Here is a 19,402-nt window from a genome sequence, read left to right as displayed (position 1 = left end):
AGAAGACCGTGACCGAGGGGACCGGCCTCCGCGCCGGTGAGCTGCCCGAAGACCTGACCGGCGCCGAGGCCGGCATGTGGCAGGCGTTCCGCAACGGCAGCGTGTACGACCTGCGCGCCGGAGACAGCGTCGTCGACGATCCGCACGGCGGCCACCCGTGGGGCCCGGAGCGCACCGTGCGGGCACGGATCGTGTGCTGGCTGCTGCTGGACGGACCGCCCGCGCTCGACGGGCGCGTGGCCTCCCTGAAGCTGACCGGGGTGCAGATCGTCGACACGCTCGATCTCGCGGGCGGCACCATCGAGCCGTATGTCGAGATGAAGGGCTGCCGCTTCGAGAAGGAGGTCCTGCTGCCCGAGTCCCGGTTCACCACCCTGCGCCTGGTGGACTGCGCGATACCGCGGCTGGAGGCGGCCCGGCTGCACACCGAGGGCGATCTGCATCTGCCGCGCTGCCGCTTCCACAACGGCGTACGCCTCACCGACGCGCAGATCGGCACGGACCTGCTGCTCAACCAGGCGGTGATCTACCGGGACCGGCGCGGCAGCTCCCTCGTCGGCGACGGGATGACCGTCGGGCAGGACCTGCAGGCCGAGATGCTGGAGTCGCACGGCGAGCTGAGCCTGCGCGGCGCCAAGGTGGGCGTCTCGCTCAGCCTGCGCGGCAGCCGCCTGACCAATCCGTACGGGCGCCGGGCGCTGAACGCGCCGCAGCTGACCGTCGAGCGCACGGTGTATCTGACCCCCGCGGGCCTCACCGACCCCGTGCAGAGCAGCGGACGCACCCCCGCACGCGGCACCCGGGTGCAGCGGTTCGAGTGCGCGGGCGGGATCCGGCTCGACGACGGCCGGTTCGGGGACGCGGTGGACCTGGAGCAGGCCCGCCTCATCCTGCACGACGACCAGGAGGTCTCGCTGCGCCGCGTCCAGGTGCCCGAGCTGCGCTTCCTCGGCGAGCGCCCGCAGCGCGGCCGGATCGTGCTGAACGGCGCGCGGGTGGTCACCCTCATCGACCAGGCGGCCAGCTGGCCGGGCACGGGCCAGCTGCAGATGGGCGGCTTCCAGTACGAGTACCTGGTGCCGCGCGGCCCGTTCCCGCTCACCCGCCGCCTGGAGTGGGTCGCCGCGGCCACCGCGGAGTACAACCCGGAGCCGTACGAGCGGCTGGCCACGGTGCTGCGCAACGGCGGCGAGGACGAGGACGCGCGCGAGGTGCTGCTCGCCAAGCAGCGCCACCGGCGCGAGAACCTGCCGATCGCGGCCAAGCTGTGGGGGTACGCGCAGGACTGGACGGTCGCCTACGGGTACCGGCCGGGGCGCGCGGCCGTGTGGATGGCCGTGCTGTGGGCGGCGACCTCGGTCGCGTTCGCGCACGCCGATCATCCGCCGCTCAAGAGGGGTGAGCATCCGCCGTGGAACCCGGCGCTGTTCGCGCTGGACCTGCTGCTGCCGGTCATCGACCTCGGCCAGGTCGGCTTCTGGCAGCTGCGCGGCGGCTGGCAGTGGCTGTCCGCGGTGGTGATCCTGCTGGGCTGGATCCTGGCGACGACGGTGGCGGCGGGCGCGACCCGCACGCTCCGCAGGGGCTGAGCGACCCCGCCCTCCGCAAGGGGACCGCACAGCCGCTCGACATGTGAGGAACAGTCACCTTTTACCTGGCCTTGACCAATCCACACGCAACCAATCCACGGTTACAAAAGCGTCACCGCGCTCCCTCTGGTACCCGTCCGACCTGCGGATTTCAATGGGCAGCACCATGGCACTGCTGCGCGCGCTCCTCCGTACGGCCCGGATGGCCAAGAACACGTCGAGCCTCGCCGCCGGACTGCCCGCCGACGACGAGGTGCTCCTCGACGCCCCGGACGAACGGCTCGGTCCGGCCCTGGTCGCAGCGGGCCGCGGCGCGTACGGACCGGCCGGCGAACTGCTGTCCGCCACCCGTGAGGCCGCCGAGTGGGAGAACCGGGACCGGTACACGATCCGCCTCGCCGCATTCGCCCTCTCCCGCGGCGAGTGGTTCGACGAGTGGCGGTCCGCCGCCCCGCACGACCCGGACGCGACCTTGGTCAAGGCCGAGCTGGCGGTGTGCCGGAGCTGGAAGTCACCGGCCCGCGCCGAGTTGCTCCGCCAGGTCGGGCCGCTGATCTCCGCCGCCGCCGAGAGCTCCCCGCGCGATCCGGTGCCCTGGCGCATCGCGCTCGACCACGCCCGGGGCACGAACGCGCCGCACACCGACTTCGAGCAGCTGTGGGCCCAGGCCGTGCGCCGCTCCCCGCACCACTACGGCTGCCACGTGGCGGCCCTGCAGTACCTGTCGGCCGCCTGGTACGGATCGCACCGCGAGTGCTTCGACTTCGCCGAGCGGGCCGCGCAGGACGCACTGCCCGGTTCGCTGATCCAGGCGCTGCCCGTCCGCGCGGCCTTCGCCTACCTGACCGAGGGCGGCGGGGCGGCCGTGAGCCGCAAGCGCCTCGACGCGGCCGCCGACCTGGCCGTCGCCCTCTCCGCGGAGTACGCGGACGGCGACCCGTGGCCCGCGGAGGTCCGCAATCTGCTCACCTACGTGCTGATCCGGCTCGAACGCTGGGAGGACGCGCTGGAGCAGCTGCGCAGGATCGGCCCGTACGCCACCTCGTTCCCTTGGGACCGCGTCTCGGGCGATCCGCTCGGCCAGTTCCTCGAACTGCGTGACGGAATCCGGCTCCAGGTGGCCTCGGACAGGCCACTGAAAGCACGGAACAGGGATCTTCCGTATCCACAAAGTGAGCACGACGGACGTACGCCCTCCGGTGACCATTAGGATTTTGCGTCGTGACCACCGTCCGGCTCCCACTCTTCCCCCTGAACTCGGTGCTGTTTCCCGGGCTCGTCCTGCCTCTGAACGTCTTCGAGGAGCGCTATCGCGCGATGATGCGCGATCTGCTGAAGACCCCCGAGGACGAACCGCGCCGGTTCGCCGTCGTCGCCATCCGCGACGGCCACGAGGTGGCGCGCACCGCACCCGGCATGCCGGACCAGACCGCCGTGCCGCAGCGCGGGCCCTCGGCCGGCTTCGGCGACGACCCGGTGAAGGCCTTCCACACGGTGGGGTGCGTCGCCGACGCCGCGACCGTCCGGGAGCGGGCCGACGGCAGCTTCGAGGTGCTCGCCACCGGGACGACCCGGGTACGGCTGCTGTCCGTGGACGCCTCAGGGGCCTATCTGACGGCCGAGCTGGAGGAGCTGGCGGAAGAGCCCGGCGAAGAGGCGGGGGCGCTCGCCGAGGGGGTACTGCGGGCTTTCCGGCAGTACCAGAAACGGCTGGCGGGGGCGCGGGAGCGGTCCCTGTCGACCGGGGCCGACCTGCCGGACGAGCCGGCGGTCGTCTCGTACCTGGTCGCGGCCGCGGCGATGCTCGACGTCCCGGCGAAGCAGCGACTGCTCCAGGCCCCGGACACGGCGGCCCGGCTGCGCGAGGAGCTGACGCTGCTGCGGGCGGAGACCGCGATCATCCGCAATCTGCCGTCGTTGCCCGCGTCGGAGCTGACGCGCGGGCCGACGAGCCTCAACTGACGTGAGCCCTGCCTGCGCGGACCCGCGCAGGCACTGAGCGGGCACTGGACCGGCGCAGGCACCGGACCGGCGCGGATGCGGGTCTCCCGGCGGCGAAGAAGGATCTCTTGGCGAAGAAGTCGAAGAAGCAGCAGCAGCAGACCGGCGGGACACCGGCGACCGTGGCACTCACCGCGGCAGGGGTCGGGTTCACGGTCCACGCCTACGCACACGATCCGGCGCATCCCTCGTACGGCGAGGAGGCCGCCGAGGCGATGGGCGTCTCGCCGGACCGGGTCTTCAAGACGCTGGTCGCGGACGTCGACGGAGAACTGACGGTCGCCGTGGTGCCCGTGGCGGGCTCCCTCGACCTGAAGGCGCTGGCGGCGGCGGTCGGCGGCAAACGGGCCGCGATGGCCGATCCGGCCGCCGCGGAGCGCACCACGGGGTACGTCCGCGGGGGAATCTCGCCGCTCGGGCAGCGCAGGAGGCTCCGCACCGTGCTGGACGCGTCCGCGGGCGGGCACGCCACGATCTGCGTGTCGGCGGGGCGGCGGGGGCTGGAGGTCGAGCTGGCTCCGGACGACCTCGTGAAGCTCACGGACGCGGTACTGGCACCTGTCGGGCGTGCGTGACCCCTCGACGGGGGCCGGGTTCTCGGTTAAGTACCGAGGACATGTCGAAGAAGACGCGCAAGCGGAAGTGGCGGGTCAGAAAGGGACGGGCGAACCACGGACGCAGGCCCTCGTAGGCCGCAGACGCTGGTAGCCGCCCCGCCGGTGGTCGAGGGCACATGAGCTTCCGTGGGGCCTCGTCGCGCACACGCGGCGGGGCCCCCACCCTTGAACCAGGGCCGCGCGCCCGGACGGGCACGCCCGCCGCCCCGGGTCGCGTCGTCAGGCAGGAGGGCCCGGCGGGTAGGGGTACTGGTCGGGTTCCGGGTCCCGCGGGGCGAACAGAGCCGTCAGGCCGAGGTGGATCAGCAGGGCCGAGAGGGACCAGGCGAGCAGGGCGCCCTTGGCACCGAGCTCCAGCGGGGCGTCGAAGACGACTCCCTTGCCGACCTCCTTGGCGTGCCCGATCACGTCCTGGGTGGGGCCGAGCCAGATGCCGAGGCGCCAGGCGAGCAGCGAGCCGAGGATGCCGCCGACGGTGAGCGCGAGGACGAGCGGGATGCCGCCCCGACGCCGTACGAGGAACACGGCGAGCGCGCTGACCAGGCCGAAGCCGAGTGCCAGCAGGGTGAACATGCCGTCGACGCCGACCGCCTGCTCGCCCTCGGTGTCCTTGAGATAGACCGCCGTGCTGTCCGAGACGAGCGGGACGTGCGGCGCCAGCCACCACCACAGGACACCGAGCAGCACCCCGCCGAGCGCCATCGCGACCGTGACGATCGCAGCCTCGCGCAGTTCCGTCCTCAGCCCGGGACCGTCCTCCTCCTGACCGAGCCCGTACCCGGGGGGCGGCGCCTGCCAGGTGTGGTGCGGAGGCTGGTCGTTCGGCTGCGGAGGCGGAGTCAGCGGTGCGGTCACACTGACATCGTGCCAGGCCCACCCCCGGGCCGCGTCACCGGACGGCCGCCCGGCGGTAGGCCCAGGTCGCGACGGCCAGCGAGGCGACACCGACGCCCGCGCACACGGCGAGGTCGAGCAGGACGACGCCCCAGTCCGGGTCCGGCCCGAAGGTCAGCCCGAGGGCCTCGACGCCGTAGGTGGAGGGCAGCAGGTCACGCGCGTACTGGACGACCGTGGGCAGCCGGTCCGGCGGCAGCACACCGAGCAGCAGCGCGGCCGACATACCCAACTGGCCGAGCAGCGTGGCCAGTTCGGGACGCGGCGCAAGGAGTCCGAGCGCCGCTCCGAGCCCGGCGAGGGCCGCGCCCGCGAGCGGGATGACGGCGATGAGGATCCACAGGTGCGTCATCGGCAGCTGGAAGAGCACACTGCCCACGACGGCGGTCACGAGCGTGCCGGGCACGGTGAAGGAGGCGTACGCCGCGGCCGCGCCCAGCACGACGGCGGCGGGCGGCACGGGCAGCGTCGCGTAGTGGTCGAGGCCGCCGCTGGCGCGCAGCTGACCGAAGTACTGGGCGAGCAGGTTGAGCGCGACGAAGGCGACCACGAGGACCGACGAACCGGCGACCACCGCCCTCGCCTCGTCGCCACCGTCCACGACCCCCCGCATCAGGACCATGATCCCGACGGACTGGAACGTCGCCACGAACAGCAGGGGGATCCGCGCCACCCGGGCCCGGGAGAGCTGTGCCCGGTAGACGGCGGCCAGCGCCGGCCACAGCCGCGCACGCGGCCCGAGCGCGGCCACGGCACGGGCACCGTCCTCGGTGTCCACGCCCCGGTTCACGTCCGCGCGGGCTGCGCCGGGCAGGACCTCGGCGGGTACGACACTCACGTCGAGCGGCTCCTGTTCGCTTCGGCTGTCGTCCTGTACCTGTTCCGTACGGCTGCGGGGGCCCGCGTGCTCATGCCTTGACCAGCCCCCGTACGTTGCCGGTGCTGCCGCCCAGTGCCAGATACACGTCCTCCAGGCTCGGGGTGGCGAGCGTGAAGTCGTCCAGGGCGGCGAAGGCCGCACCCCCGGTGACCGCCGCCACGGCCGCGCGGGCCTCCTCGGGGGCGAGCCGCAGCGACCAGCGACGGCCCGACTCTACGGCGCGGTCGCGCAGGGCGGCGACCTCCGGCACGTCGAGCGGCGCGCGCTCGCGCCAGACGAGGTCGAGGCGCACCTCGCCGGCGACCTGCTCCTTCAGCCCGGAGGGGGTGTCGCAGGCGATGACGCGGCCCTTGTCGAGTACGGCGACGCGGTCGAGGACCGTCTCCGCCTCGATGACGTTGTGGGTGACCAGGAGGACCGTCGTGGCGTGCTCGGCCCGGCGCCGGTCGACGGCGCCCCAGACGGCACGGCGGGCGACGGGGTCCATGCCGGTGGTCGGCTCGTCGAGGACGAGGAACGGCCGGGCGCCGACGAGCGCGGTGGCGAAGCAGGCGAGCCGCCGTTGACCGCCGGAGAGCTTCTTGAGGGGCCGCGAGGCCAGAGCGGTGAGTCCCAGCTCCTCCAGGACCGCGTCACGCTCGGCCCGGGCCGCGCGCACGTCCAGGCCGCGCAGCCGTCCGGTGGTCTCCGCGGCGAGCGACACGGTCAGCTCGTCGAGCGCGGTGGACTCCTGCCCGAGGTAGGCGAGGATGCGCGCCGCCCGCTCGGGGTGGCGCACGACGTCGTGCCCGAGGATCTCGACGCTGCCGCGGTCCGGGCGCATCAGCCCGGTCAGCTGGCGTACGAGGGTGGTCTTGCCGGCGCCGTTCGGCCCGAGCAGCCCGAAGATCTCGCCTCGTCTGATGTCGATCCGTACCCCGTCGGTGGCCCGCACCTCGGGTGTTCCGGGTGCTCCGCGCCGTCCGCGCACCGCCGGATACGTCTTCGTAAGATCCCGCACCGCGCACACGACATCCCCACCGTGCCCGTCCCGGACTGCCTGTGCGGTGCGCGTACTCACGAGAATTGAGAGTACGGGGTCACGGACACCCAGCGACGCCCGGGGCGGGGATACGCCCGATATCGGCCACATCGGGGGCGCGGGGAACCGCGCGACAAGCCCCCACTCACCCGCAGATCACACACAACACCCGTCGGCGTCGGCCAGCCCTCTACTCCCCCGCGGGAGCGTGCTCGGCAGCGGTCCGTACGTCGATCTCCCGCCAGAACCCGGCCCGGATCGCATACCGGTCGTGTTCGTCGATCTGGTCGTCCTTGTGGGCGAGCAGCCCGAACCGCGCGGCATACCGCAGCAGCTCACCGTCGATGCGGTGCGGCACCCGCGGATACATCGTGGACAGCTTCGGCAACTGCGCCTGGTCCGACAGCCGCTCCATCCACCGCCGCGCGAAGACCTGCCCGACCTCGAAGGGGTCACCGCCCACCGTCGTGATGTCCTCCTCGCGGTCGGCCCACCGCTGCTCCGCCGAGGTGAGCTGCGCGAGCGTCGGCAGCAGCGCGGACTCCGCGGACTCGGCGGCGGTGCCGGGCCGGTCGACCCACCCCTTGTCGGAGGACCAGCGGAGCGTGGCGCTCGCGGGCTGCTGGGGGGCCTGCGCGCCGGGGGCGCCGGGCGCGCCGGGCGCGCGCAGCGCGGCGAGATCCTTGGGCGTCGGCACGCCCTTGGCGGCCGGTACCCGCACCTCCGCGCCGTTCTCACCCGGGTCGGCCTGTGCGTGCTCGGCCTCCCGGGCGGCCCGCTCACCCGTGGAGCTCGGCGCGGACTCGGGCAGCGGCGCGGAGAGGATGGCGGCGATCTCGGGCCGCGGCACGGGCGTCGGCGCGCAGATCCCGCCGAGTTCCTTGGCCCGTACGGCCTTGGTGATCCAGATCCGGTCGAGTACGCGGCGCTCGTCGGCCTCGGCGACGAGGTCCTCCGACTGGTTGTAGTCGCCGTCCGCGGCCTGCACGGCCCACAGGTGCACGGCGACCCCGTGTTCCTTGGCGGCCATCATGCCGGGCAGCAGATCCCCGTCACCGGTGACGAGCACGACGTCGGAGCAGGCACGGTTGCGCGCCAGTTCCGTGAGCTCGGCGTGCATGGCGGCGTCCACGCCCTTCTGCGCCCAGCGCCCGTCGCTGCGGGTCAGCGCGCCCAGACGCACCGTGACTCTGGGCATCACCCGCAGCCTGCGGTGCTCCGGCTGCGGTACGCGGTCGGGGGCCCCGTCGAACCAGTAGATGCGCAGCAGGGGCCGTTCCGTCTCGGACTCGGCGCGCTCGCGCAGCCCTTGGATGAGGGCGGCGTGGTCAACGGTGATCCGGGATCGCGAGGGTTCCCCGGCGAGGAGACTGGCAGCGGCCCCGAGCAGATAACCGGCGTCCACCAGGACAATGCAGCGGTCCACGCGATCCACCCTCTTTCCGGGAGGTTTGCTTCGGGCTTCCTTCGAGTCTGCCCGACCACGCGGAGGTTAACGGCCGGAACTCGATCTTCGGCGTGGCGGATCGGAGGAGTACGCACCGACAGGCCTTATTACGCACGGTAATTCTCCGAAATGCGTGACTTCTCAGCCTATGTGAGTCTGGTCCCGGCCCTGGCCCCTAGATCCCCCGTAGGAGGCAGATCGTCATGGCCAAGAACAAGAACCGCAAGCAGGGCGGCCAGCAGGACCGCTCCTCGCAGGCCGAGCGTGCGCAGGAGCAGGCCGACCGGTCCTCGGCGGAGGCGCAGCAGTCGCCGATGTCGCAGGCCCAGGGCAGCCCCGCCGATGTTGCCCGTAAGCACCAGAAGCGCTTCGGCCACAACTGAGGCAGGCGCACGGGCCGTTACGGCCCTGGCACACGTCGAGGGGCGCACCCGGCAGCGGGTGCGCCCCTCGCGCGGTTCCGGAGGACCGGCGCCGGGCCGGTGACTCGCGTGGAACCAGTGACTCGCGTGGATCAGGAAACGGTCAGCCGGTGGCCAGGCAGGACGGGCCGAGCAGCACCTTCAGGTCTCCGAAGAGCGCGGGGTCCGGCTTCACCCGGTGCCGGTCGAGCCGCAGCACCGTGGTCCTGCTCGGGCCCTGGAGCCTGATCCGCACCTCGCTCTCGCCCTTGTGGTGGCTGAGGATCTCGCCGAGCCTGCTGATCATGGGCGGGGTGACCTTCAGGGCCGGGATGGTGAGGATCACGGGCGCGTTGGTGCCCGCGTTCGAGAGGTCCGGGACCTGCAGCTCCATCGCGACCAGGCGGGGTACGTCCTCGCGCTTGTCGAGGCGTCCCTTGACGAACACGACGGCGTCCTCGACGAGTTGGGTGGACACCAGCTGGTAGGTCGCCGGGAAGAACATGCACTCGATGGAGCCGGCGAGGTCCTCGACGGTGGCGATGGCCCAGGCGTTGCCCTGTTTGGTCATCTTGCGCTGGAGGCCGGAGATGATGCCGCCGATGGTGACGACCGCGCCGTCCCCGTGCTCACCGCCGGTGAGCTGGGCGATGCCCGCGTCGGCCTTGTCGGACAGCACGTGCTCCAGGCCGAAGAGCGGGTGGTCGGAGACGTACAGACCGAGCATCTCCCGCTCCTGGGCGAGCAGGTAGGCCTTGTCCCACTCGTCGGTGGTGAACTCCACGTCGAGTCCGAAGCCGGGCTCGGTGTTGTCCGCCTCGCCCATGCCGCCGAAGAGGTCGAACTGCCCCTCGGCCTCTTTCCTCTTCACCGCGACCACGTTGTCGATCATCGGCTCGAAGTGCGCGGTGAGGCCCTTGCGGGTGTGCCCCATGGTGTCGAAAGCACCGGCCTTGATGAGCGACTCCGTGGTGCGCTTGTTGCAGGCGGCCGCCTCGACCTTGTCGAGGTAGTCGGGGAACGAGGCGTACTTCCCCTTGGCCTTGCGGCTGCGGATGATCGACTCGACGACGTTCGTACCGACGTTGCGGACCGCCGAGAGGCCGAAGAGGATCACGTCGTCGCCCTGCGCGGCGAAGTTCTGCTCCGACTCGTTGACGTTCGGCGGCAGGACCTTGATCTTCATGCGTCGGCACTCGTTGAGGTAGACCGCCGACTTGTCCTTGTCGTCCTTGACCGAGGTGAGCAGCGCGGCCATGTACTCGGCCGGGTAGTTCGCCTTCAGGTAGCCGGTCCAGTAGGAGACCAGTCCGTACGCGGCCGAGTGGGCCTTGTTGAACGCGTAGCCGGCGAAGGGGACCAGCACGTCCCACAGGGCCTGGATCGCCTCGTCGCTGTAGCCGTTCTTCCGGGCGCCCGCCTGGTAGAGGACGAAGTTCTTCGCCAGTTCCTCGGGCTTCTTCTTGCCCATCACGCGGCGGAGGATGTCGGCCTCGCCGAGCGAGTAGCCGGCGATGATCTGGGCGGCCTTCTGGACCTGCTCCTGGTAGACGATCAGACCGTAGGTGACCGCCAGAACCTCTTCGAGCGGCTCCTCCAGCTCCTTGTGGATCGGCGTGATCTCCTGGCGCTTGTTCTTGCGCTCCGCGTAGTTGATGTGCGAGTTCATGCCCATCGGGCCCGGCCGGTAGAGGGCCGAGACGGCGGAGATGTCCTCGAAGTTGTCGGGCTGCATCTGGCGGAGCAGCGAGCGCATCGGACCGCCGTCGAACTGGAAGACTCCGAGGGTCTCACCGCGGCAGAGCAGTTCGAAGGTCTTGGGGTCGTCCAGCGGGAGGGCGAGCATCTCCAGGTCGATGCCCTTGTTGGCCTTCACCATCTTGATGGCGTCGTCCATGATCGTGAGGTTGCGCAGGCCCAGGAAGTCCATCTTCAGCAGGCCGAGCGACTCGCACTGCGGGTAGTCCCACTGCGTGATCGTGACGCCGTCGGTGTGGCGCGTCCAGAGCGGGGCGTGGTCGACGATGGGCTCGCTGGACATGATCACGCCGGCCGCGTGCACACCCATCTGCCGGACCAGGCCCTCGACGCCCTTCGCGGTGTCGATGACCTTTTTCACGTCCGGCTCGTTCTCGTACATCCCCCGGATCTCACCGGCCTCGCCGTAGCGCGGGTGCGAGGGGTCGGTGATGCCGTTCAGGTCGATGCCCTTGCCGAGGACGTCGGCGGGCATCGCCTTGGTGAGCCGGTCGCCCATCGCGTACGGGTAGCCCAGCACGCGCGCGGAGTCCTTGATGGCGTTCTTCGCCTTGATCTTGCCGTACGTGCCGATCATGGCGACCTTGTCGGCGCCGTACTTCTCCGTCACGTACCTGATCACCTCGACGCGCCTGCGCTCGTCGAAGTCGATGTCGACGTCGGGCATGGAGACGCGCTCGGGGTTGAGGAACCGCTCGAAGATCAGACCGTGCGGGATGGGGTCGAGGTCGGTGATGCCCATGGCGTACGACACGATCGAACCGGCCGCGGAGCCACGGCCGGGGCCGACCGCGATGCCCTGCTTCTTGGCCCACATGATGAAGTCGGCGACGACGAGGAAGTACCCCGGGAACCCCATCTGGATGATGACGTCCATCTCGTACTCGGCCTGCTTCTGGCGGTCGTCGGGGACGCCGCCGGGGAAGCGGCGCTCCATGCCGCGGCGCACCTCCTCCTGGAACCAGGTGACCTCGGTGAAGCCGTCGGGGATGTCGAACTTCGGCATGAGGTTCTTCGCCTCGAACATGCCCGTCGTGTCGATCTGCTCGGCCACCAGAAGGGTGTTCGCGCACCCTTCCTGCCAGGCGTCCGAGGAGTCGACGGCGTACATCTCGTCCGTCGACTTCAGGTAGTAACCGGTCCCGTCGAAGCGGAAGCGGTCCGGGTCGGAGAGGTTCTTGCCGGTCTGGATGCACAGCAGCGCGTCGTGCGCGGTGGCCTCGTGCGCGTACGTGTAGTGGGAGTCGTTCGTCACCAGCGGGGGGATACCCAGCTTCTTGCCGACCCGCAGCAGGTCCTCGCGGACCCTGCTCTCGATCTCGATGCCGTGGTCCATCAGCTCCAGGAAGTACCGGTCCTTGCCGAAGATGTCCTGGTACTCCGAGGCCGCCTTCACCGCCTCGTCGAACTGGCCGAGGCGCAGGCGGGTCTGCAGCTCGCCGGAGGGGCAGCCCGTGGAGGCGATCAGACCCTCGGACCACTGGGAGATGGTCTCCTTGTCCATGCGGGGCCACTTCTGCAGCCAGCCCTCCGCGTACGCGTCCGAGGAGAGCTTGAACAGGTTGTGCAGCCCCGTGCTGTTCGCCGCCCAGATCGTCTTGTGGGTGTAACCGCCGGAGCCGGAGACGTCGTCCCGCTTCTGGTGCGGCTGGCCCCACTTGATCTTGCGCTTGTTGCGCCGCGACTCGGGGGCGACGTACGCCTCGATCCCGATGATCGGCGTGACGCCGGCCTTCTTGGCCGAGTGGAAGAAGTCGTACGCCCCATGGAGGTTGCCGTGGTCGGACATGGCGATATGGGACATACCCATCTCGTTGCACGCGTTGAACATGTCCTTGAGCCGCGCGGCACCGTCCAGCAGCGAGTACTGGGTGTGGACGTGCAGGTGCGTGAACGGCGGCTTTGACACGGCTTCGGCCTCCAAGAAGAACTGGCGTCGACGAGCTCCCGACAGGCTGCGGACAGTCTGGCGGACAGCGTCGAAGTCTATGCCGGAGCACTGACACACGGAGCTGTCTCCCCCGTACCTTCGTGCGGGGGAAACGGGCACTCCCGCGAACTCCCGTCCGTTGGAGGATGACGGAGACATCCGTCACGGCGGACGGCACATTCCGTCCTGTTCGTCATGCACCACCTGCACCAGGAGGCACCCACCGATGTCGGTTCCGCAGCTCAGCGCCGAGCAGCGCGGGGAACAGATCCTCGCCGTCTTCGACACCGCCTTCGGCGATCTGCTGGCCGCCGACCCGGCCGCGTTCCGCGTGAAGTTCCGGAAGATGGCGGCCTCGGCGTTCGCGTTCTACCGCGGGACGGCAGGGCTCTTCTACCAGGACCTGGAACAGGAGGCGGCCACGCACAGCGGGCCGTACCTGGACGAGCGCACCTCGCGCGTGTGGATCCACGGCGACCTCCACGCGGAGAACTTCGGCACGTACATGGACGCCCAGGGCCGCCTGATCTTCAACGTGAACGACTTCGACGAGGCGTATGTCGGCCCCTTCACCTGGGACCTCAAGCGCCTCGCGGCCTCCCTGGCCCTGATCGGCTACGCGAAGGCCCTGAGCGACGAGCAGATCACCGCCCTCGTCCGGACGTACGCGGCCGCCTACCGCGAGCGCATCCACGCCCTCGCGACGGGCGCCAAGAGCGACGAGGTGCCGCCCTTCACGCTGGACACCGCGCAGGGCCCGCTCCTGGACGCCCTGCGTGACGCCCGCTCGCTGACCCGCTTCGGGCTGCTCGACTCGATGACGGAGATCCGCGACTTCGAGCGCCGCTTCGCGCCGGGCGGCGGCTCCATCGAGCTGGACGCGGCCACCCGTTACAAGGTCCTCGCGGCCTTCGACGGTTATCTGGAGACCCTGCCGGAGTCGTCCCTGGACCGCCCGGACTCGTACCGGGTGAAGGACGTCGTGGGCCGCCGCGGCATCGGCATCGGCTCTGCCGGTCTGCCCTCGTACAACATCCTTCTGGAGGGCGCCACCGACGCCCTGGAGAACGATGTGGTGATCTACATCAAGCAGGCCCAGACCCCGGCCGTCTCCCGGCACGTCACGGACCCCTCGATCCGTGACTACTTCCAGCACGAGGGCCACCGCACGGTGATCTCGCAGCGGGCCCTCCAGGCGCACGCCGACCCGTGGCTGGGCTGGACCGAGCTGGACGGCGCGGGCCAGCTGGTCGCCGAGGTCTCGCCGTACGCGGTGGACCTCGACTGGAGCGACATCGACGACCCGGAGGAGATCGCGGCGGTCGTCGCCGACCTCGGCCGGTCGGCCGCAACCATGCACGCGGCCGCGGACGACGAGAGCGGCCACTCGGAGCTGGTGCCGTTCTCCACGGAGCGCGCCATCGACGCGGCGATCGCGGGCGACGAGGACAGCTTCGGCGACCTCCTCGTGGACTTCGCGCACGACTACGGCGCCCGGGCGCGCGCCGACCACCAGATCTTCGTGGACCTGTTCCGTAACGGACGGATTCCGGGTCTGTAGCCATCCCCCCACTCACAGGACTCCTTTAGGGGTCCCTTACAGGAGTACGTGACAGACTCTCCAGCGCTATGGACATATCCGGGACCCAGCTCAGAGCCGTGCGCGCGGCGCTGTTCACGGCGCTGGTCGTGACGCTCAGCACCGCGTCGCACGTGCTGCTGTCCCGGGTCCCGCTGCCGCTGACGACCGTGGCCGCGATCGCCGGTGCCGTCTTCGTCGTCGCGTACGCGCTGGCGGGCCGGGAGCGCGGCTTCGGGCGGATCGCGGCCCTGCTGATCCCGCTGGAGCTGGCCGCCGACACCCTGTTCACGGCGGGGCAGCACGCCTGTTACGGCAAGGCGGGCGGCCCGGTCGCCGGCCCCCTGCGCTCGGTCGGTCTCGACGTGCTCTGCGGTGGCGGCGAGGTCGGTGCCCCGCTGGCCCGGGTGACGGGCGGGGAGTCCCCGCCCGCCGCGGCCCTGCTCGCGCAGGCCGACCCGGGCGCCGCCTGGCTGCTGCTCGGCGCGCACGTCGGGGTGGGCCTCCTCGCTGCCGCCTGGCTGCGGCGCGGTGAGCGGGCCCTGGCCCAGCTCCTGGACGCGATGGCCGCCGCCGGCTTCCGTCCGCTGATGGTCGCGGTCGCCACGGTGACCGTGCGCCTCACTCCGGTACGCCGGCTGCCGCGGCCCACGCGCCGGGTGGCCGCCACGCGTACGCGGCTCTTCGTGCACTCCCTGGGGCGGCGTGGACCGCCGTGCTCGGCCGTTCCCGCCTGAGCACGCCAGTCCCCGTACACCTGCCATCACCATGGAGAACGATCATGAGCAAGCGGAACAGCCAGGCCTCGAAGTCGGCGGCCCGTGAGCGGCTGCGCGTCGAGCGCGAGCGCCAGGCCAAGCGTGACAAGGCCAGGCGGCAGGTCATCGTCGCCGGTTCGATCGTCGCGGTCCTCGCGATAGCCGGCGGCATCGGCTACGCCGTCGTACAGAACAACGAGCCCTCGAAGTGGGACGCGGCCGCCGACGCGAAGGTCGTCGCCCCCGCCAACACCAGTGGCAAGAACGGCACGACCGTCGTCATCGGCGACTCCAAGACCGACAACACCGTCCACCTCTACGAGGACCCGCGCTGCCCTGCCTGCGCGTCCTTCGAGCAGACCATCGGCGAGACGGTCAACAAGGGCATGACGGACGGCGACTACAAGCTCTCCTTCACCCTCGGCACGTTCCTCGACGGCAACCTCGGCGGCGAGGGCTCGAAGAAGGGCGTGAGCGCGCTCGGTGCGGCGCTGAACGTCAGCACGGACGCGTTCCTGGAGTACAAGACCGCGCTGTACTCGGCGAAGTACCACCCGGAGGAGACGAAGGACGATCTCGCCAAGGACAGCTACCTGATCAAGGTGGCGAACACGGTGGACGCGCTGAAGGACAACAAGAAGTTCCAGGACGCCGTCAAGAAGGGCACGTACGACGCCTGGGCGATGAGGATGAGCAAGTCCTTCGACGATGCCAAGGGTGTCGACTCGACTCCGACCATCAAGATCAACGACAAGGTGGTCAAGAACCCGAGCACGGTCGCCGACTGGCAGAAGGCGCTCAAGGACGCGGGCGTCACCAAGTAGCGCGGTCCGTAAGGGTGGGCGGACTTTCCGTGTTCGCCCACCCGTCACGTCCCTACGTCTTACAGAAAGCCCTACCCATCAGTAATCTGACCGGCCGTGACCAGTCGACTCAGATCCCACTCCAGCCCCGATCCCGCTGCCCCGCGCCGCCGTACGGTGGTCAAGGCGGCCGCGGCCACCGCCGTGCTCGGGGCCCCGCTCGCCGCCGCGATACCGGCCCGCGCCGCCCAGGCCTCCGCGTTCCTGCACGGTGTCGCCTCCGGTGACCCGCTGCCGGACGGCATCCTCCTGTGGACCCGGGTGACCCCCACGGCCGAGGCCGTGCCCGGCTCCGGGCTCGGCCCGGACGTCGAGGTCGGCTGGACGGTGGCCACGGACAAGGCGTTCACGAACGTCGTCACGAAGGGCTCCACCACCGCGACCGCCGCCTCCGACCACACCGTCAAGGCGGACATCCGGGGCCTGAAGCCCGCCACGGACTACTGGTTCCGCTTCTCCAGCGGCGGCACCGACTCGCCGGCCGCCCGCACCCGCACGGCCCCCGCGCACGACGCCGCCGTGGCCGGCATGCGCTTCGGCGTGGTGTCCTGCGCCAACTGGGAGGCCGGCTACTTCTCCGCGTACCGGCACCTCGCCGCCCGCGGCGACCTGGACGCCTGGCTGCATCTGGGCGACTACATCTACGAGTACGGGACCGGCGAGTACGGCACACGGGACACCGTCGTACGCCCGCACGCCCCGGCCCACGAGATCGTCACCCTCGCCGACTACCGCACCCGGCACGGCCGTTACAAGACCGACCAGGACCTCCAGGCCCTGCACGCCGCGGCTCCGGTCATCGCGATCTGGGACGACCACGAGTTCGCCAACGACACCTGGTCGGGCGGCGCCGAGAACCACACCGAGGGCACCGAGGGCACCTGGTCCGCCCGTCAGTCGGCCGCCAAACAGGCCTACTTCGAGTGGATGCCGGTCCGGCCCGCGATCGAGGGGACCACCTACCGGCGGCTGCGCTTCGGCAAGCTCGCCGACCTCTCCCTGCTCGACCTGCGCTCGTACCGCTCGCAGCAGGTGAAGGTCGGCAACGGCACGGTGGACGACCCGAACCGTACGCTCACCGGCCGCGCCCAGCTCGACTGGCTGAAGACGGGTCTGCGGACCTCGGACACCAGCTGGCGGCTGGTCGGCAACTCGGTGATGATCGCCCCGTTCGCCATCGGCTCGCTCTCCGCCGAACTCCTGAAGCCGCTCGCCGAACTGCTCGGCCTGCCCAAGGAGGGCCTCGCCCTCAACACCGACCAGTGGGACGGCTACACCGACGACCGCCGCGAACTGCTCGCGCACCTGCGGGACAACGCGATCCGCAACACGGTCTTCCTCACCGGTGACATCCACATGGCCTGGGCCAACGACGTGCCGCACAACGCCGGTACGTATCCGCTGTCGGCCTCCGCCGCCACCGAGTTCGTCGTCACGTCGGTGACCTCCGACAACCTCGACGACCTCGTCAAGGTCCCCGAGGGCACGGTCTCGGCCCTGGCCTCACCCGTGATCCGGGCCGCCAACCGGCACGTGCACTGGGTCGACACCGACCGGCACGGCTACGGCGTCCTGGACCTCACCACCGAGCGGGCGCAGATGGACTACTACGTCCTCTCCGACCGCACGTCCAGGAACGCGACGTCCTCCTGGGCACGTTCGTACCGCACACGCAGCGGCACGCAGAAGGTCGAGCGGACGTACGACCCGGTCTGATCCCGCGGCGACGGACCAGCCACGGAGGCCGACGCGACGACGGCCTCCGGCTGTCGGCCTACAGGCTGTCGAGGAAGCCGAGCGCCACCCGCCAGGTGGCCTCGGCGGCCTCCTCGTCGAAGTCCGGCAGGCCGGGATCGGTGTAGAGGTGCCCGGCGCCCGCGTACCGGTAGATCTCCACGTCGGCCCCGGTCCTGCCCATCTGCAGATACCAGGCGTTCAGCCAGTCGTCGGGCTCGAAGGCGTCCGGCTCGGCGACATGCAGCTGGACCGGCAGCTCGTCCACCGAGGCGCTCTCCGCGATGTCGGACGTGCCGTGCAGAAGCAGCAGCCCGCGGGCCTTGTCGTCGCCGAGCGCCAGGGTCTGCGCGGTCGCCGCGCCCAGCGAGAACCCCGCGTACACCAGCCCGCGCTCGGAGTACGGCGCCGCCGCCAGGATGGCGCGCCTGAGCAGCTCCTCCTTGCCGAGCTCGTCCTTGAAGACCCTGCCCTCCTCGACGGTCTCGAAGGTGCGCCCCCCGAAGAGGTCGGGCGTCCACACCTCGTGACCCGCGGCACGCAGCCGGTCCGCCGCGTCCCGCACCGCGGGCCGCAGGCCGTAGGTCGAATGGAAGAGCATGATGTTCATGAGCCCATGGTGCCAGCCGCGTACGACACCGCCGGAACGGGGCCGACCAGGCACGACGGCAGCCCGTGGAGCCGCCCGCTGCACCGGACGGCCGGGCCGGTGAGCGGATGAGACCCGGACCACATGTTCATGACCGGCCCTGGCCGGTTACGGTCGAAGGCATGGAGAACGTGCTTCGCCCGCTGATCGTGATCGGCGGCTCGCTCGTACTGACGCTGCTCGTCGGCTGGCTGGTCGACCTGCTGCTGCGACGTGCCGATCAACGCCACCCTCAGGTCCCGCTGTGGGGCCTGCTGCGCCGCTGCCGTCTTCCACTGCAGTTCGTGATGTGCGCGGCGATGCTGAGAGGATCGTACGACCAGGCCGAACTCACCAAGGAGCACTCCGCGGGGGTGGGTCAGATCCTGACCCTGGTCCTCATCGGTTCCACGGCCTGGCTGCTGGTGCGTATCGCGACGGCGATCGTCGACTCCTCGTACTCCCGCTACGCCAACGCCCACCGCGATCCGGCCAGGGTCCGCCGTGTCCGTACGCAGGTGGCGCTGATCCAGCGGGTGGTCGCCGCGATCGTCGGTGTGGTGGCCGTCGCCGCGATGCTGCTGACCTTCCCCGCGATGCGCGCGGCCGGTGCCTCGCTGCTCGCCTCGGCCGGCATCCTCGGCATCGTCGCCGGTGTGGCCGCGCAGTCCACCCTTGCCAACATGTTCGCCGGGTTCCAGATCGCATTCGGCGACATGGTGCGGCTCGGCGACACGGTGGTGGTGAACGGCGAGTGGGGCACGGTCGACGAGATCACGCTCACCTTCCTGACCGTACGCACCTGGGACGAGCGCCGGTTCACCATGCCGGTGTCGTACTTCACGTCGCAGCCCTTCGAGAACTGGTCCCGAGGTGGCGTGCAGATGACCGGTACGGTCTTCTTCCACCTGGACCACAGCGCACCCGTCGAGGAGATGCGCGCCAAACTCCGCGACATCCTCCGCGAGTGCCCCGCCTGGGACGGGCGCGACTACGGCCTCGCCGTCACCGACTCGACGCCCAGCACGATGGAGGTGCGGGCGCTCGTCACGGCGAAGGACGCGGACGACGTCTGGACGGTCCGCGTCACCGTCCGCGAGCAGATGCTCCGCTGGCTGACCAACCACCACCCGTACGCCCTGCCCCGCGTCAACACGGCCGACGCGATCCTGCGGCCGGGCACCGTCCACGCGAACGGAAACGACCCACAACGCCCGCGAACGGCCCGCAGCCGCGCCGTGGAGACCCCGCGGGCGGGCCGGGGCTGAACCTGTCCCCGCGCCCCGGCAGGGGTGCGGGGAA

At 70.8% G+C, this 19,402-nt stretch carries 16 protein-coding genes; 10 read left to right on the top strand and 6 right to left on the bottom strand.

Features of this window, described 5'->3' with window-relative positions; genetic code table 11:
• The first annotated feature begins 8 nt into the window (after positions 1-8).
• From O1Q96_RS10880 to ybaK, 4 genes are all read left to right on the top strand, one after another.
• Positions 9-1,589: an oxidoreductase gene (locus O1Q96_RS10880; RefSeq protein ID WP_269247969.1), complete on the top strand. Its 1,581-nt coding sequence runs from the start codon at positions 9-11 to the stop codon at positions 1,587-1,589.
• 154 nt (positions 1,590-1,743) lie between these two features.
• Entirely contained in the window at positions 1,744-2,799 is a 1,056-nt protein-coding gene (locus tag O1Q96_RS10875) for a hypothetical protein (RefSeq protein WP_269247968.1), read from the top strand.
• 11 nt (positions 2,800-2,810) lie between these two features.
• Positions 2,811-3,551, top strand: a complete 741-nt coding sequence (locus tag O1Q96_RS10870; RefSeq protein WP_269247967.1) for an LON peptidase substrate-binding domain-containing protein — start codon at positions 2,811-2,813, stop codon at positions 3,549-3,551.
• A gap of 107 nt (positions 3,552-3,658) precedes the next feature.
• Positions 3,659-4,165 (top strand): Cys-tRNA(Pro) deacylase, encoded by a 507-nt coding sequence (gene ybaK, locus O1Q96_RS10865; protein ID WP_269247966.1) that lies wholly within the window; start codon positions 3,659-3,661, stop codon positions 4,163-4,165.
• Positions 4,166-4,426: 261 nt separating this feature from the next.
• Here the strand turns inward: ybaK and O1Q96_RS10860 are convergent, their stop codons facing one another.
• The 4 genes from O1Q96_RS10860 to O1Q96_RS10845 all read right to left on the bottom strand — a co-directional run bounded on the left by O1Q96_RS10860 (position 4,427) and on the right by O1Q96_RS10845 (position 8,428).
• A complete protein-coding gene (locus O1Q96_RS10860) occupies positions 4,427-5,062 on the bottom strand; it encodes an AAA family ATPase (protein WP_269247965.1) in 636 nt (211 codons plus the stop codon).
• A gap of 34 nt (positions 5,063-5,096) precedes the next feature.
• On the bottom strand, positions 5,097-5,939 hold the full coding sequence (locus tag O1Q96_RS10855; RefSeq protein ID WP_269247964.1) for an ABC transporter permease: 843 nt from the start codon (positions 5,937-5,939) through the stop codon (positions 5,097-5,099).
• Between the two features lie 70 nt (positions 5,940-6,009).
• The gene (locus O1Q96_RS10850; RefSeq protein WP_269253562.1) at positions 6,010-6,990 is read right to left on the bottom strand and encodes an ABC transporter ATP-binding protein; all 981 of its coding nucleotides are present in this window, start codon (positions 6,988-6,990) and stop codon (positions 6,010-6,012) included.
• Between the two features lie 202 nt (positions 6,991-7,192).
• Positions 7,193-8,428: an NYN domain-containing protein gene (locus tag O1Q96_RS10845; RefSeq protein WP_269247963.1), complete on the bottom strand. Its 1,236-nt coding sequence runs from the start codon at positions 8,426-8,428 to the stop codon at positions 7,193-7,195.
• A gap of 224 nt (positions 8,429-8,652) precedes the next feature.
• On the opposite strand from O1Q96_RS10845, the gene O1Q96_RS10840 reads away from it, so the two are divergent.
• Entirely contained in the window at positions 8,653-8,832 is a 180-nt protein-coding gene (locus O1Q96_RS10840; RefSeq protein ID WP_143637796.1) for a hypothetical protein, read from the top strand.
• A 142-nt stretch (positions 8,833-8,974) separates the two neighbouring features.
• On the opposite strand, the gene dnaE is transcribed toward O1Q96_RS10840, so the two are convergent.
• Positions 8,975-12,517 carry a DNA polymerase III subunit alpha gene (gene dnaE / locus O1Q96_RS10835; protein ID WP_269247962.1) on the bottom strand — a complete coding sequence of 1,181 codons (3,543 nt, stop codon included), beginning with the start codon at positions 12,515-12,517 and terminating at the stop codon, positions 8,975-8,977.
• A gap of 247 nt (positions 12,518-12,764) precedes the next feature.
• Here dnaE and O1Q96_RS10830 point away from each other — a divergent pair, with 247 nt between their 5' ends.
• From O1Q96_RS10830 to O1Q96_RS10815, 4 genes are all read left to right on the top strand, one after another.
• On the top strand, positions 12,765-14,099 hold the full coding sequence (locus O1Q96_RS10830; RefSeq protein WP_269247961.1) for a DUF2252 domain-containing protein: 1,335 nt from the start codon (positions 12,765-12,767) through the stop codon (positions 14,097-14,099).
• A gap of 68 nt (positions 14,100-14,167) precedes the next feature.
• Positions 14,168-14,854, top strand: coding sequence for a hypothetical protein (locus O1Q96_RS10825; RefSeq protein WP_269247960.1), 687 nt, complete (start codon positions 14,168-14,170; stop codon positions 14,852-14,854).
• Between the two features lie 44 nt (positions 14,855-14,898).
• Positions 14,899-15,699 (top strand): DsbA family protein, encoded by an 801-nt coding sequence (locus tag O1Q96_RS10820; protein ID WP_269247959.1) that lies wholly within the window; start codon positions 14,899-14,901, stop codon positions 15,697-15,699.
• A gap of 96 nt (positions 15,700-15,795) precedes the next feature.
• Positions 15,796-17,454, top strand: a complete 1,659-nt coding sequence (locus O1Q96_RS10815) for an alkaline phosphatase D family protein (RefSeq protein WP_269247958.1) — start codon at positions 15,796-15,798, stop codon at positions 17,452-17,454.
• A 58-nt stretch (positions 17,455-17,512) separates the two neighbouring features.
• On the opposite strand, the gene O1Q96_RS10810 is transcribed toward O1Q96_RS10815, so the two are convergent.
• On the bottom strand, positions 17,513-18,082 hold the full coding sequence (locus O1Q96_RS10810; RefSeq protein WP_269247957.1) for a dienelactone hydrolase family protein: 570 nt from the start codon (positions 18,080-18,082) through the stop codon (positions 17,513-17,515).
• Between the two features lie 161 nt (positions 18,083-18,243).
• Here O1Q96_RS10810 and O1Q96_RS10805 point away from each other — a divergent pair, with 161 nt between their 5' ends.
• Positions 18,244-19,368, top strand: a complete 1,125-nt coding sequence (locus tag O1Q96_RS10805; protein ID WP_269247956.1) for a mechanosensitive ion channel family protein — start codon at positions 18,244-18,246, stop codon at positions 19,366-19,368.
• The last annotated feature ends 34 nt before the right edge of the window (positions 19,369-19,402 follow it).

This window comes from Streptomyces aurantiacus (genome assembly GCF_027107535.1).
Taxonomy (GTDB): Bacteria; Actinomycetota; Actinomycetes; order Streptomycetales; family Streptomycetaceae; genus Streptomyces.
The sequence above is the reverse complement of the archived record's forward strand: the minus strand, read 5'-3'. Positions and strand labels throughout refer to the sequence as shown.